At 25.6% G+C, this 17,257-nt stretch carries 8 protein-coding genes; 2 read left to right on the forward strand and 6 right to left on the reverse strand.

Annotation, left to right across the window (positions count from 1 at the left end; all coding sequences use genetic code 4):
* Positions 1 to 67: 67 nt before the first annotated feature.
* Positions 68 to 241, reverse strand: coding sequence for a hypothetical protein (locus HGG69_RS02545; protein WP_169605221.1), 174 nt, complete (start codon positions 239 to 241; stop codon positions 68 to 70).
* 469 nt (positions 242 to 710) lie between these two features.
* On the opposite strand from HGG69_RS02545, the gene HGG69_RS02550 reads away from it, so the two are divergent.
* Positions 711 to 4,559: a hypothetical protein gene (locus HGG69_RS02550; RefSeq protein WP_169605222.1), complete on the forward strand. Its 3,849-nt coding sequence runs from the start codon at positions 711 to 713 to the stop codon at positions 4,557 to 4,559.
* Between the two features lie 571 nt (positions 4,560 to 5,130).
* Here HGG69_RS02550 and HGG69_RS02555 read toward each other — a convergent pair.
* The 5 genes from HGG69_RS02555 to HGG69_RS02575 form a co-directional block, all read right to left on the reverse strand.
* A complete protein-coding gene (locus HGG69_RS02555; RefSeq protein WP_169604769.1) occupies positions 5,131 to 5,292 on the reverse strand; it encodes a hypothetical protein in 162 nt (53 codons plus the stop codon).
* Positions 5,246 to 5,398 carry a pseudouridine synthase family protein gene (locus tag HGG69_RS03210; protein ID WP_169605223.1) on the reverse strand — a complete coding sequence of 51 codons (153 nt, stop codon included), beginning with the start codon at positions 5,396 to 5,398 and terminating at the stop codon, positions 5,246 to 5,248. Before HGG69_RS03210 ends, HGG69_RS02555 begins: the two co-directional genes overlap by 47 nt.
* 160 nt (positions 5,399 to 5,558) lie before the next feature.
* A complete protein-coding gene (locus tag HGG69_RS02565) occupies positions 5,559 to 5,888 on the reverse strand; it encodes a hypothetical protein (protein WP_169605224.1) in 330 nt (109 codons plus the stop codon).
* Between the two features lie 283 nt (positions 5,889 to 6,171).
* Positions 6,172 to 11,742 (reverse strand): hypothetical protein, encoded by a 5,571-nt coding sequence (locus HGG69_RS02570; protein ID WP_169605225.1) that lies wholly within the window; start codon positions 11,740 to 11,742, stop codon positions 6,172 to 6,174.
* Positions 11,743 to 12,621: 879 nt separating this feature from the next.
* A complete protein-coding gene (locus HGG69_RS02575; protein WP_169605221.1) occupies positions 12,622 to 12,795 on the reverse strand; it encodes a hypothetical protein in 174 nt (57 codons plus the stop codon).
* 469 nt (positions 12,796 to 13,264) lie between these two features.
* Between HGG69_RS02575 and HGG69_RS02580 the strand changes: the two genes are divergently transcribed.
* Positions 13,265 to 17,113, forward strand: coding sequence for a hypothetical protein (locus HGG69_RS02580; RefSeq protein WP_169605226.1), 3,849 nt, complete (start codon positions 13,265 to 13,267; stop codon positions 17,111 to 17,113).
* Positions 17,114 to 17,257 lie beyond the last annotated feature (144 nt).

Below are 17,257 nucleotides of genomic sequence, written 5' to 3' on the forward strand. Positions count from 1 at the left end.
TTTAAAATATATTAATTTTATCTTTAAAGTCGTCATCATCAAATAATTTATTCTTATATATAATTGATTAATAAATAATTGGATCATTGCGACCATCCACATCTCAGTATCATTCAATATCTGAGAAAGTCAATAATATTCTGTGAAATCAGTAATACAGTAATAAATCTTTTATGTGCTTCATCAATAATATTTTTATTTCAAAATGATTTTCAAAACCTTCAAATAGAATTTCGGGCATTTGCTTGCAAAATTCCAGGTGTTTAAGAAGAAATGCAAATATGCCATATAATCTAATTTATCTGATTAAATATATCAATCGAAATACTTTTTCTTGTCGCGAGGTAATTTTTTTTAATATTTCGAATATTATAATTCAAACTATGTGTTTTGGGCGCAAATATAACTTTTTTCTCAACTCCTGAAGAGATTGTTTTTTAACAAAGAAACAATTTCATTCATGTTTTTTGCAGCTTATTATTAAATCGCTGCGAAAAATATTCACTGAACCCCCACTTATGAATTTTATGTATCATTATTTTTAATTTGATTATTACTATCTTTATTTTTTAATGATTTTACATTTTTTTTATCTTATAAACTTTATTTATCTTATAAATGTTGAAAATGAATAAATTTAAATAGTATTAATTTATCTAATTTATAACAAAATAATTATGAAAAAATGGATTTTTTGTTATAAATTAGTTATGAAAATAAAAAAAATGAAATTAATTCTGTACCTTCTTTTATTATTTGTGTTTTCACTTTTAATTATCGGCACATATTTCGGCACTAATTCAACATTAGATGCTAAAGCAAAAATCACAAATAATACAAACAAAAACAACAAAAATCAAGACGATACAAATAATTTAAATACTATTGATACAACAAACAAAGAAGCAGAAGAAAAAGATGAATTACCTAACAATATTGTTCTACCAGCAGATAGTATTAATTCGAATATTAATAAACAAATAAACTATAATTATTTGGAAAGATTCGACTCTAAAGAATATTATGATTTATTTAACGTGCACAATACAAGTAATATATCTAATTCGTTTAACTTTGAATCATTAAAAACAAAAAATGAATGATCTCAATACTTTTCAAGAATTAACAAAAATACCGAATACAAAAACGATTCATGAAATCACATAACTGATGTTAATTTAATTGATGTAAAGAGAAAAGATAGTAATTTCTTTATTATTTTTTCAACACTCGAAAAAAATAATGAATACACATTAAGATATAAATACAATAACAGTCAATTTCTTTTGAATACCTCAAATGTAGACGGTAAAATAGGATTTTTAATTCCGAACGAACATAAAAATGTATTGCTTATTAATATATTAAAAAATAATAGTATTATCAAAACATTTAATGATAATGCTTTTGTACATTTTTATGATAACGGCGATGACGATTTAAAAGCTTGAGAATATGATTTATCAGGTAATAAAATAAGTGAAATTAATATTGATCAAAATAATAATTTAAATGGTAAATTAACGTTAGTGTGACCGGGCAGGGTGGGTAAAAGTTGAAATTTAAATGATTTATATGGAGTTTTTATTGTAAAAAATAAAACTAAAATTCAAAAAATATTCTATAGTGATCAATCTATTGATAGTGGAGAATTTGAGTATAGAATGAATTTTGTTGGCGAAAAAATTGATGGTAAATTAATTGATGTTGTATATAATTCTGACAAAACAAAATCAAAAATAAAATTAAAAAGCTTAAGAGAAGATCAAATTATTTCTAAATTGATCAATCAAATCAATAACGCAACTGATATAAAAAATAACTTTTTATCAATAGAAGAAGATAACGATAAAATAGTGATAAATTTCGCGAATAATATTGAAAATAAAAGAATAAAATTCTTACTAAAATCATTAAATTATCAGTATAAATATTCAAAATTATTTGATACTAAATTTGAAAATGGGATAGAAATAATAAATAATCAATTATTTTTTCTTAAGAAGATTTTACCCATAGAACTAGATGAATTTATAATAACAAATTTATCAATTGATGATGAAGAATCAAATTTAACTTATTTAGATAAATTTGTTTTAAAAATTAATCAGGTAAACATGTTAAATTTAACAAAATTTATCATTTCTAAAAATGAGGATGGTAGATTATTTGCAGCAATAAATATAAATGATGATTTTAATATTTTGAAAAATAAACTAATAAAAGTTAATTTTAGTGTTGATATGAATAAAAATTTCCCTGATACATCAAATAAAAATTTTAAGGAATTTAGCACAAAATCTATTTACATACCTTGAGATAAATTACATAAATTTGAATTAAATAATTTATTGGATGGATTAAAGTATACATTATCTTCAATTGAAGTATTAGACATAAATACCCTTCACAAAAAAAATATTATTATAAAAATTAATGATAATTTTAAGAAATCATTCATACAACAAAGAAATTATGAAAAAATAAAATTAAACAACTTTTTTAATGATCAAAACATTGTTCCTACTGATAAAATGGTTGAAAATTGACTCAACAATAAGGAAATCGAAAATTTAGAACAAAATCGAACTAATACCAAAAATTTGCTAGATTTGTATCTAGAGGTTATTTCAAGAGAGACGAAAAAATGAATGAATGGTATTTCGCTACCTAAACCAAGAGAATATAAATTTTTAAATGGCGAAAAAATGCATGTTATTCAACCTAGAAGAAATATAATGAAATCTTTTGTACATATTGAAGAAAATTCTTCAGCATATTATGACATTGATATGAATATGTTTAAAAATTATAAAAATCATTTAGATGATTCAATAATTTATATATCATTACACCTTGATCATTATTTCATGAGAATTGCTGATTATTATCCATATATGAATCAAACTTCTACTGTTGGGATTGCTATACCAATTAAAGAATTGTTTGAAAATAAAAAAATAGAAAATTTAGATTTTAAATTTTCATACTTTAATAATAATGTATATTTGAATGAGAAATTAAAAAATCAAATAGCTAGCGATTTCAATTTCACCGCAAGCTTAAACAATGACATTATCAAGTTCGTAATTAAATCAAGAGGTCAAAGTAAAATATTTAATTTTGTAAAAGATCATTTGTTATCAAATAATCAAAGTATTTATATAAATGATTTTGTATTTAATTATGTGTACAATGGTAAAAATGATATTGAATTTATTGATAACGACGATCCTAATTTTATTAGCTTGAATAATACAAATAACGAACCGAATTCTATTTTTTTAAAAGGAGATATAAATCAATTAACTAGTAGATATGACAAATATAACAATTTCATAAATCCTAAAAATCAGAAAAATTCAATTAGAATCACAAGCGAAAAAGAAACAAATTATAAAAATTATGCTGAAATAAAAAATCGAGCATTTTGAATAAAGGGTCACGGCGGTACATATAATGTATTCGCAAAAGTTAAACCAAATGATGATAATGACTATAGATTTTATATTTTTACAAATGTGCACGTTATTGATGAAATTGACAAAAATGACATATCAATTGAAAATGGTTATTACACGATAAAACATAATTCTTTTGAAAAAATATATTTTCCCATATTACCGAGCGATGAAAAATACAAAAATGATAAAACATATCCTATTTATTCGGATTTACAGCACAATAATGATTTAGTACCTATTCTCAATAAAAAAGCTTTTAACAATTTAACGGACAATGATTTCAAGTTTCAAATGATTAGAAATTGAAACACAATTCACACTATAGCAAGCAGGAAAGAAGATAAATATAAAAATTTAAATCCTTATTTATTTAAACAATACGATAATTTAGGAAACCCAAGAATAAATGAAAAAATTGGAAAAAATTTCAATTTCGATGTTTCAATTTTAATATGAGATTTAAAATTTATATTTGAAAATTTTGAACATCAGTACAAAGAAAATAAACAAGTATATGAATATAACAATCAGATTATTGATGGAAATAACAAAAAGGCAATCGATATTATGCTAGATTGAAAAAAAATAAAACCGTTGAAATTGTCAAAATACAATAAATATATTAGAAAATACTCGAATTTAAATTATTTTTTAAATACCTTCCCAAATGCTGCTTCATGAAATGAAGATAGTCCAACTGATGATAAAAGCAGATATAGATCATATTTAATTGGTAATCCAATTAGTGTCGGAACTAAAGAACCATTTCAATTTTCCGGTATTACTTCAATAGGTGTGAGTTTCACAGCTATAGAGATTGATACTGGTCAGGGTTCGAGTGGTTCTGCTGTATATGACTATGAAAGTAATTTAGCAGGTATAATAACATCTGGATATTTATCACCTCAAAAAAACAATACCATAACTAAAAAGGATAGAATTGAACATGGTTCAGATTTTATGCTGTTTGACACAGAATCAAATTCATTTATTGGTCAAAAAGATAATTATTCTGACACATCAAGCTTTAATCAAATAGTGAGACGGTTATCTTGATTGTATCCAAACGAATATCATGAATTTATGGAGAATTAATTTTAAAACTTTTAGATTTTCACTTCGATTTATATTTATTCAAAGCATAATTTATACTGAATGTTTACTTGTTTTATTCAAATTCGTCCTAAATGTATATTACGCAATATAAAAGGATATTTTTGAATTATTGTTTTTTTTACAAAAAGACACTTAATATAAAAAGTGTCTTTTTGTAATTATTTATTCTAATTAAAGTAATTTTTATTGGTGTTTTTTTAACAAGAACTTCTAAAAATCAATGAAACTTAACTTTCTATTTGTAATTACAGTATTTTCATCGCCAAAATCTTAAGATGTTTCAGATCAAAAATAGTTGCAACAAATAACCAGGTGGAGCATACTCGGGATTTAATATTTTAGGCGCTTCATATTTGCCATCAATTTCCTCATCTCATTCTTCAATTATTTTGACATATAGGTTTGGATATATTCTGGTTTTTCCGGAATATTAATATTGTTTCTTGACTAATACCCTTTATTATTCCTAGAATATTAGTTTTTTAAAGTGTTATCAATTCATCCTTATTTAATGCATGTATTTTTATACCAAATAAATCTCTAAAGTTATTTAATTGTTTGTTTTTGGTTTTTTTGCAAAGTTATATTTAAAAAGTTCACACATTACCGCATCTGTATTTAATAAATTCGCTAAATCATGAAGAATTGAACGAATATATGTTCCTTTAGAAACATATGAAAAAAAATTCAATAATGCCATTGTTTTTATCATATTTAATCAAATCAAAAGCATAAATCTTTATTGAATTAGCCTTTAGCTCGATAGTTTTATTTTGCCTCGCTAATTCGTAAACTCTTTTACCGTTTATTTTTTGCACTAAAAACTGGTGGAACTTGCATAGTTTGGTTTTTAAGTATATTAATTGGTCTCTCAACTTCTTCTTTTTCAATGTTGAATCTAGGCAAAATACTTATGAGATCAATGTCAATATCATACGAATTACTATGTTTGAAAAGTTGCATTTTGTTCATCTTGTGTTAAATTGTTTGCATTATAACTTTTGTAATCGCTGGATCATTAAAATTAAAAATTTGTTTTTGAACAACGGTTTTGTTTTGCGGAATAGTTGTTTTTCATTTATTTTTAATTACAGTAACAGTTCCATTATTAGCAATATAAATTTCTTGATCGGTTAAATCAAAACTTTGATTTGCATCTTTAATTTTTTGTTTGATTTCGTTTTTTTCTTTTTCGGAAACATTATTAATATCAATAACTTTAGTTAATATTATGTTATTAATTTCAAATTTGATGTTTTTTAAATCTTCATCAGTTAAATTTGAAATCATTAAAGCATTTGCAGCCAATGTGGCTGATAAAGTTGTAGATGTTATTAATTTGATTAAAGTTTTTTTTTCATTTAGACTCCTTTTTTGATACGAATATATGCTTTTAATTATTGTTATTATTCGTAATATTAAGCATGTATAATTTTATAATATTTTTTAAAAAAAAGTAGCTTGCGCTACTTAAAGTAAGTTTTTTACACTTTTTAGTATTTTGAGGATAAAAAATAATTGTTAAATTGGTTTTTTAGACAAAAAGACACTTTTATATTAAGTGTCTTTTTTTTATTTATTTATAGTGATTTTATTTTTTTACAAGAACTTCTAACAACTCAATTATTCTTAAATTATTATTTGTGATTATCGAGTCTTCATCACCCGAAAGGTTAGATGTTTCCACATCAAACGAAAGATTTAATTTACTAGCTCAAAGTTTATACAAAGGATTGTCTATTTTAGGAGGATCTCATTCCCCATCCATTTCCTCGTCAAAATCTTCTGGTTTTTTTTCATCAGGGTCAGGAATTTTTTTCGGTGGTTCTGGGGTATTCATAATGTCATCGTAATACTTGTTAATGAAATTATTATATTCATCTTTATTTTCATCCGTTATTGTAATGGTTTGCTTATTTTCTAATGTAATTACGTCACCTGTTTTAAATATTTTCTTTTGGATTGTTATCAATCCATCATCAGTAAAATCAGTTACTATAAATTTTTCAAGTGGTAGTTCTTCTTTAATACTTGTTGGTTCTGACGGTTTTCATTTTATATTGTCTATATTTTTAATCTTATATATTTTTCTGCCTTTTTCCATTGTGATTTGTTTTTTTATTATATTGTTCTCAATATCATTTCCCGGTTGTTTTTCTGAAATTTTAGAAACTGGAGGAATTTCAGACTTAACTTTAACCTTTTTAGGTAATTTATTTGGCTCTTTCACAATGATAAAAACATGTTCATTACCAACGCCAAAAGTATTAATATCAAATTTAAATGTAGTACCATTTGGAAAATTATTCGCATTAACAATATATTGTTCGGCGTTTAAATGTTTAATTGGTGTACTCATTGATAATGCGACAACTTGTTCTGTTGCTATGGGAATAAGATCTATGATTTTATCAGCGGTAATTACAAATTTCTTCGCTAAACTTGGAGTTACAGTAACTTCTCCGGTTGATTTATTAACAGTAATTTGATCATCTGAAAGATTTAAAGAAGTATTTGCGTTTTTAATAAATTCTTTAATTTTAGCTATTTCAGAATCTTGAATATCACTTGAATTTGCTACTGGTGTTAATTCTGGAAGAACATAAGTTACTTTATCGGTGGTAATTACAAATTTCTTCGCTAAACTTGGAGTTACAGTAACTTCTCCAGTTGATTTATTAACAGCAATTTGAACATCTGGATGATTTAAAGAAGCATTGGCATTTTTAATAGATTCTATAATTTTAGCTTCTTCAGAATCTTGAATGTCAGTTGAATTTGCTACTGGTGTTAATTCTGGAAGAACATATGTTGCTTTTTCAACTGGAATTGTAAATTGTTTTCCATTTGCTGCGTTAACAGTAACAACACCTTTAGCTTTATCAACTTTAATGTCATCTAATTCAATAGTTGGGTTGGCTTTGTTAATAGCTGTTTGAATAGCTTTTACTTCTTCAGCAGTTAAATCAGCAGCATTAGCAACTGGTGTTACAGTTGGTAAACTAGCAACTACTTTTTCAGCAGGAATTGTAAATTTCTTACCTGCACTTGGAGTTACAGTAACTTCTCCAGTTGATTTATTAACAGCAATTTGAACATCTGGATGATTTAAAGAAGCATTGGCATTTTTAATAGATTCTATAATTTTAGCTTCTTCAGAATCTTGAATGTCAGTTAAATTTGCTACTGGTGTTAATTCTGGAAGAACATATGTTGCTTTTTCAACTGGAATTGTAAATTGTTTTCCATTTGCTGCGTTAACAGTAACAACACCTTCAGCTTTATCAACTTTAATGTCATCTAATTCAATAGTTGGGTTGGCTTTGTTAATAGCTGTTTGAATAGCTTTTACTTCTTCAGCAGTTAAATCAGCAGCATTAGCAACTGGTGTTACAGTTGGTAAACTAGCAACTACTTTTTCAACTGGAATTGTAAATTGTTTTCCATTTGCTGTGTTAACAATAACAACACCTTCAGCATTATCAACTTTAATGTCATCTAATTCAATAGTTGGGTTGGCTTTGTTAATAGCTGTTTGAATAGCTTTTACTTCTTCAGCAGTTAAATCAGCAGCATTAGCAACTGGTGTTACAGTTGGTAAACTAGCAACTACTTTTTCAGCAGGAATTGTAAATTTCTTACCTGCACTTGGAGTTACAGTAACTTCTCCAGTTGATTTATTAACAGCAATTTGAACATCTGGATGATTTAAAGAAGCATTGGCATTTTTAATAGATTCTATAATTTTAGCTTCTTCAGAATCTTGAATGTCAGTTAAATTTGCTACTGGTATTAATTCTGGAAGAACATATGTTGCTTTTTCAACTGGAATTGTAAATTGTTTTCCATTTGCTGCGTTAACAGTAACAACACCTTCAGCTTTATCAACTTTAATGTCATCTAATTCAATAGTTGGGTTGGCTTTGTTAATAGCTGTTTGAATAGCTTTTACTTCTTCAGCAGTTAAATCAGCAGCATTAGCAACTGGTGTTACAGTTGGTAAACTAGCAACCACTTTATCAACTGGAATTGTAAATTTCTTACCTGCACTTGGAGTTACAGTAACTTCTCCAGTTGATTTATTAACAGCAATTTGAACATCTGGATGATTTAAAGAAGCATTGGCATTTTTAATAGATTCTATAATTTTAGCTTCTTCAGAATCTTGAATGTCAGTTAAATTTGCTACTGGTATTAATTCTGGAAGAACATATGTTGCTTTTTCAACTGGAATTGTAAATTGTTTTCCATTTGCTGCGTTAACAGTAACAACACCTTCAGCTTTATCAACTTTAATGTCATCTAATTCAATAGTTGGGTTGGCTTTGTTAATAGCTGTTTGAATAGCTTTTACTTCTTCAGCAGTTAAATCAGCAGCATTAGCAACTGGTGTTACAGTTGGTAAACTAGCAACTACTTTTTCAGCAGGAATTGTAAATTTCTTACCTGCACTTGGAGTTACAGTAACTTCTCCAGTTGATTTATTAACAGCAATTTGAACATCTGGATGATTTAAAGAAGCATTGGCATTTTTAATAGATTCTATAATTTTAGCTTCTTCAGAATCTTGAATGTCAGTTAAATTTGCTACTGGTATTAATTCTGGAAGAACATATGTTGCTTTTTCAACTGGAATTGTAAATTGTTTTCCATTTGCTGCGTTAACAGTAACAACACCTTTAGCTTTATCAACTTTAATGTCATCTAATTCAATAGTTGGGTTGGCTTTGTTAATAGCTGTTTGAATAGCTTTTACTTCTTCAGCAGTTAAATCAGCAGCATTAGCAACTGGTGTTACAGTTGGTAAACTAGCAACTACTTTTTCAGCAGGAATTGTAAATTTCTTACCTGCACTTGGAGTTACAGTAACTTCTCCAGTTGATTTATTAACAATAATTTGATCATCTGAAAGATTTAAAGAAGCATTGGCATTTTTAATAGATTCTTTCATTTTAGCTTCTTCAGAATCTTGAATGTCAGTTGAATTTGCTACTGGTGTTAATTCTGGAAGAACATATGTCGCTTTATCAGTAGTAATTACAAATTTCTTACCTGCACTTGGAGTTACAGTAACTTCTCCAGTTGATTTATTAACAATAATTTGATCATCTGAAAGATTTAAAGAAGCATTGGCATTTTTAATAGATTCTTTAATTTTAGCTACTTCAGAATCTTGAATGTCAGTTGAATTTGATACTGGTGTTAATTCTGGAAGAACATATGTTGCTTTATCAGTAGTAATTACAAATTCCTTACCTGCACTTGGAGTTACAGTAACTTCTCCAGTTGATTTATTAACAATAATTTGATCATCTGAAAGATTTAAAGAAGCATTGGCATTTTTAATAGATTCTTTAATTTTAGCTACTTCAGAATCTTGAATGTCAGTTGAATTTGCTACTGGTGTTAATTCTAGAAGAACATATGTTGCTTTATCAGTAGTAATTACAAATTTCTTACCTGCACTTGGAGTTACAGTAACTTCTCCAGTTGATTTATTAACAATAATTTGATCATCTGAAAGATTTAAAGAAGCATTGGCATTTTTAATAGATTCTTTAATTTTAGCTTCTTCAGAATCTTGAATGTCAGTTGAATTTGCTACTGGTGTTAATTCTGGAAGAACGTATGTTGCTTTATCAACTGGAATTGTAAATTGTTTTCCATTTGCTGCGTTAACAGTAACAACACCTTCAGCTTTATCAACTTTAATGTCATCTAATTCAATAGTTGGGTTGGCTTTGTTAATAGCTGTTTGAATAGCTTTTACTTCTTCAGCAGTTAAATCAGCAGCATTAGCAACTGGTGTTACAGTTGGTAAACTAGCAACTACTTTTTCAGCAGGAATTGTAAATTTCTTACCTGCACTTGGAGTTACAGTAACTTCTCCAGTTGATTTATTAACAGCAATTTGAACATCTGGATGATTTAAAGAAACATTGGCATTTTTAATAGATTCTATAATTTTAGCTTCTTCAGAATCTTGAATGTCAGTTAAATTTGCTACTGGTATTAATTCTGGAAGAACATATGTTGCTTTTTCAACTGGAATTGTAAATTGTTTTCCATTTGCTGCGTTAACAGTAACAACACCTTTAGCTTTATCAACTTTAATGTCATCTAATTCAATAGTTGGGTTGGCTTTGTTAATAGCTGTTTGAATAGCTTTTACTTCTTCAGCAGTTAAATCAGCAGCATTAGCAACTGGTGTTACAGTTGGTAAACTAGCAACTACTTTTTCAGCAGGAATTGTAAATTTCTTACCTGTACTTGGAGTTACAGTAACTTCTCCAATTGATTTATTAACAGCAATTTGAACATCTGGATGATTTAAAGAAGCATTGGCATTTTTAATAGATTCTATAATTTTAGCTTCTTCAGAATCTTGAATGTCAGTTAGATTTGCTACTGGTGTTAATTCTGGAAGAACATATGTTGCTTTTTCAACTGGAATTGTAAATTGTTTTCCATTTGCTGCGTTAACAGTAACAACACCTTCAGCTTTATCAACTTTAATGTCATCTAATTCAATAGTTGGGTTGGCTTTGTTAATAGCTGTTTGAATAGCTTTTACTTCTTCAGCAGTTAAATCAGTAGCATTAGCAACTGGTGTTACAGTTGGTAAACTAGCAACCACTTTTTCAACTGGAATTGTAAATTGTTTTCCATTTGCTGCGTTAACAGTAACAACACCTTCAGCTTTATCAACTTTAATGTCATCTAATTCAATAGTTGGGTTGGCTTTGTTAATAGCTGTTTGAATAGCTTTTACTTCTTCAGCAGTTAAATCAGCAGCATTAGCAACTACAACGGGCGCAGGGTTTTTAAAAGTTAATTTTCGTTTTTGAACTACAGTTTTATCTGCTGGAATAACTGTTTGTAAATAATCTGGATGTTTAATAGTAACAGTTCCATCATTAGCAACATCAATTTCTTTATTGGTTAAATTAAATCTTTGATTTGCTTTTTTAACTTTTTGTTTGATTTCGTTTTTTTCTTTATCTGAGATATTATTTATATCATCAACCTCAGTTGATATAATTTCTGTATTAATGTTTTCTTGATGTTTATCAGTTAAATTTGAAATCATTAAAGCATTCGCAGCTAATGTAGCGGATAAAGTTGTTGATGTTATTAATTTTATTAAAGTTTTCTTTTTCATTTGACTTCCTTTTTGTTTAAAAAACATTATTATTATACTAAATAATCTATTAATGAGCATAAAACCAGTAAATAAAACCTTCACAATTCACAAATCAACCTTAAAAAGATATTTAAAATAAAAAAATAAATTTTTTAAAAAAGTTTTATATATTCAAGCGTATTAAGTTGCATTATTTTATGATTTAAATTATTGTTTTTGTTTAATCGTAATTTCATATAAATCAGTAATTAGTGTATTCAAAGATTGAAGTTTATCAAGGCTTAAATGAATTTTGGAGCGCTTCCAATATTTACATTAATGAGCATCATAAAATTCAAATAATTATCGTAAAAACAACTAACATATATTTTTGAAGTTGTTTTTATTTTTATTCAATTTAATATGGTTATAAGATGTTGTTTATTAAACAATTTTATTTAAAATTTGCATAAAAAACTCTCAATCATCATAAGGTTTATGGAAAAATTTATTATTAGGCTGTGGAAATTAGTATATTTTTCTTTTATCAAATTTATTGCAATAAAGGTTTATCGTATCAAATGAAACCTCAGTAAATAATATCACTAATTTAACGTATGTGGAACAGGGGCACCAGAATTGGCGGCGGGGTGATTCCCATTAATTCTATTCTCTCGAGCTTAAGTGAGTATTGATATACTTTTACATATCCACACACGTTGCACTACCGGTTATACCCATAAGCTGTGAAACAACTTATTAATTTACCAAAATTATACTTTGCATTTTCAATCAAAGCATTATGGATAATTTTCATAAATATAATTGCTTCAGTTTCATTTTCTACTAATTTTAAAATATATTAATTTTATCTTTAAAGTCGTCATCATCAAATAATTTATTCTTATATATAATTGATTAATAAATAATTGGATCATTGCGACCATCCACATCTCAGTATCATTCAATATCTGAGAAAGTCAATAATATTCTGTGAAATCAGTAATACAGTAATAAATCTTTTATGTGCTTCATCAATAATATTTTTATTTCAAAATGATTTTCAAAACCTTCAAATAGAATTTCGGGCATTTGCTTGCAAAATTCCAGGTGTTTAAGAAGAAATGCAAATATGCCATATAATCTAATTTATCTGATTAAATATATCAATCGAAATACTTTTTCTTGTCGCGAGGTAATTTTTTTTAATATTTCGAATATTATAATTCAAACTATGTGTTTTGGGCGCAAATATAACTTTTTTCTCAACTCCTGAAGAGATTGTTTTTTAACAAAGAAACAATTTCATTCATGTTTTTTGCAGCTTATTATTAAATCGCTGCGAAAAATATTCACTGAACCCCTACTTATGAATTTTATGTATCATTATTTTTAATTTGATTATTACTATCTTTATTTTTTAATGATTTTACATTTTTTTTATCTTATAAACTTTATTTATCTTATAAATGTTGAAAATGAATAAATTTAAATAGTATTAATTTATCTAATTTATAACAAAATAATTATGAAAAAATGGATTTTTTGTTATAAATTAGTTATGAAAATAAAAAAAATGAAATTAATTCTGTACCTTCTTTTATTATTTGTGTTTTCACTTTTAATTATCGGCACATATTTCGGCACTAATTCAACATTAGATGCTAAAGCAAAAATCACAAATAATACAAACAAAAACAACAAAAATCAAGACGATACAAATAATTTAAATACTATTGATACAACAAACAAAGAAGCAGAAGAAAAAGATGAATTACCTAACAATATTGTTCTACCAGCAGATAGTATTAATTCGAATATTAATAAACAAATAAACTATAATTATTTGGAAAGATTCGACTCTAAAGAATATTATGATTTATTTAACGTGCACAATACAAGTAATATATCTAATTCGTTTAACTTTGAATCATTAAAAACAAAAAATGAATGATCTCAATACTTTTCAAGAATTAACAAAAATACCGAATACAAAAACGATTCATGAAATCACATAACTGATGTTAATTTAATTGATGTAAAGAGAAAAGATAGTAATTTCTTTATTATTTTTTCAACACTCGAAAAAAATAATGAATACACATTAAGATATAAATACAATAACAGTCAATTTCTTTTGAATACCTCAAATGTAGACGGTAAAATAGGATTTTTAATTCCGAACGAACATAAAAATGTATTGCTTATTAATATATTAAAAAATAATAGTATTATCAAAACATTTAATGATAATGCTTTTGTACATTTTTATGATAACGGCGATGACGATTTAAAAGCTTGAGAATATGATTTATCAGGTAATAAAATAAGTGAAATTAATATTGATCAAAATAATAATTTAAATGGTAAATTAACGTTAGTGTGACCGGGCAGGGTGGGTAAAAGTTGAAATTTAAATGATTTATATGGAGTTTTTATTGTAAAAAATAAAACTAAAATTCAAAAAATATTCTATAGTGATCAATCTATTGATAGTGGAGAATTTGAGTATAGAATGAATTTTGTTGGCGAAAAAATTGATGGTAAATTAATTGATGTTGTATATAATTCTGACAAAACAAAATCAAAAATAAAATTAAAAAGCTTAAGAGAAGATCAAATTATTTCTAAATTGATCAATCAAATCAATAACGCAACTGATATAAAAAATAACTTTTTATCAATAGAAGAAGATAACGATAAAATAGTGATAAATTTCGCGAATAATATTGAAAATAAAAGAATAAAATTCTTACTAAAATCATTAAATTATCAGTATAAATATTCAAAATTATTTGATACTAAATTTGAAAATGGGATAGAAATAATAAATAATCAATTATTTTTTCTTAAGAAGATTTTACCCATAGAACTAGATGAATTTATAATAACAAATTTATCAATTGATGATGAAGAATCAAATTTAACTTATTTAGATAAATTTGTTTTAAAAATTAATCAGGTAAACATGTTAAATTTAACAAAATTTATCATTTCTAAAAATGAGGATGGTAGATTATTTGCAGCAATAAATATAAATGATGATTTTAATATTTTGAAAAATAAACTAATAAAAGTTAATTTTAGTGTTGATATGAATAAAAATTTCCCTGATACATCAAATAAAAATTTTAAGGAATTTAGCACAAAATCTATTTACATACCTTGAAATAAATTACATAAATTTGAATTAAATAATTTATTGGATGGATTAAAGTATACATTATCTTCAATTGAAGTATTAGACATAAATACCCTTCACAAAAAAAATATTATTATAAAAATTAATGATAATTTTAAGAAATCATTCATACAACAAAGAAATTATGAAAAAATAAAATTAAACAACTTTTTTAATGATCAAAACATTGTTCCTACTGATAAAATGGTTGAAAATTGACTCAACAATAAGGAAATCGAAAATTTAGAACAAAATCGAACTAATACCAAAAATTTGCTAGATTTGTATCTAGAGGTTATTTCAAGAGAGACGAAAAAATGAATGAATGGTATTTCGCTACCTAAACCAAGAGAATATAAATTTTTAAATGGCGAAAAAATGCATGTTATTCAACCTAGAAGAAATATAATGAAATCTTTTGTACATATTGAAGAAAATTCTTCAGCATATTATGACATTGATATGAATATGTTTAAAAATTATAAAAATCATTTAGATGATTCAATAATTTATATATCATTACACCTTGATCATTATTTCATGAGAATTGCTGATTATTATCCATATATGAATCAAACTTCTACTGTTGGGATTGCTATACCAATTAAAGAATTGTTTGAAAATAAAAAAATAGAAAATTTAGATTTTAAATTTTCATACTTTAATAATAATGTATATTTGAATGAGAAATTAAAAAATCAAATAGCTAGTGATTTCAATTTCACCGCAAGCTTAAACAATGACATTATCAAGTTCGTAATTAAATCAAGAGGTCAAAGTAAAATATTTAATTTTGTAAAAGATCATTTGTTATCAAATAATCAAAGTATTTATATAAATGATTTTGTATTTAATTATGTGTACAATGGTAAAAATGATATTGAATTTATTGATAACGACGATCCTAATTTTATTAGCTTGAATAATACAAATAACGAACCGAATTCTATTTTTTTAAAAGGAGATATAAATCAATTAACTAGTAGATATGACAAATATAACAATTTCATAAATCCTAAAAATCAGAAAAATTCAATTAGAATCACAAGCGAAAAAGAAACAAATTATAAAAATTATGCTGAAATAAAAAATCGAGCATTTTGAATAAAGGGTCACGGCGGTACATATAATGTATTCGCAAAAGTTAAACCAAATGATGATAATGACTATAGATTTTATATTTTTACAAATGTGCACGTTATTGATGAAATTGACAAAAATGACATATCAATTGAAAATGGTTATTACACGATAAAACATAATTCTTTTGAAAAAATATATTTTCCCATATTACCGAGCGATGAAAAATACAAAAATGATAAAACATATCCTATTTATTCGGATTTACAGCACAATAATGATTTAGTACCTATTCTCAATAAAAAAGCTTTTAACAATTTAACGGACAATGATTTCAAGTTTCAAATGATTAGAAATTGAAACACAATTCACACTATAGCAAGCAGGAAAGAAGATAAATATAAAAATTTAAATCCTTATTTATTTAAACAATACGATAATTTAGGAAACCCAAGAATAAATGAAAAAATTGGAAAAAATTTCAATTTCGATGTTTCAATTTTAATATGAGATTTAAAATTTATATTTGAAAATTTTGAACATCAGTACAAAGAAAATAAACAAGTATATGAATATAACAATCAGATTATTGATGGAAATAACAAAAAGGCAATCGATATTATGCTAGATTGAAAAAAAATAAAACCGTTGAAATTGTCAAAATACAATAAATATATTAGAAAATACTCGAATTTAAATTATTTTTTAAATACCTTCCCAAATGCTGCTTCATGAAATGAAGATAGTCCAACTGATGATAAAAGCAGATATAGATCATATTTAATTGGTAATCCAATTAGTGTCGGAACTAAAGAACCATTTCAATTTTCCGGTATTACTTCAATAGGTGTGAGTTTCACAGCTATAGAGATTGATACTGGTCAGGGTTCGAGTGGTTCTGCTGTATATGACTATGAAAGTAATTTAGCAGGTATAATAACATCTGGATATTTATCACCTCAAAAAAACAATACCATAACTAAAAAGGATAGAATTGAACATGGTTCAGATTTTATGCTGTTTGACACAGAATCAAATTCATTTATTGGTCAAAAAGATAATTATTCTGACACATCAAGCTTTAATCAAATAGTGAGACGGTTATCTTGATTGTATCCAAACGAATATCATGAATTTATGGAGAATTAATTTTAAAACTTTTAGATTTTCACTTCGATTTATATTTATTCAAAGCATAATTTATACTGAATGTTTACTTGTTTTATTCAAATTCGTCCTAAATGTATATTACGCAATATAAAAGGATATTTTTGAATTATTGTTTTTTTTACA

This window comes from Mycoplasma phocoenae (assembly GCF_012934855.1).
GTDB classification, from domain to species: Bacteria; Bacillota_I; Bacilli_A; order Mycoplasmatales; family Metamycoplasmataceae; genus Metamycoplasma; species Metamycoplasma phocoenae.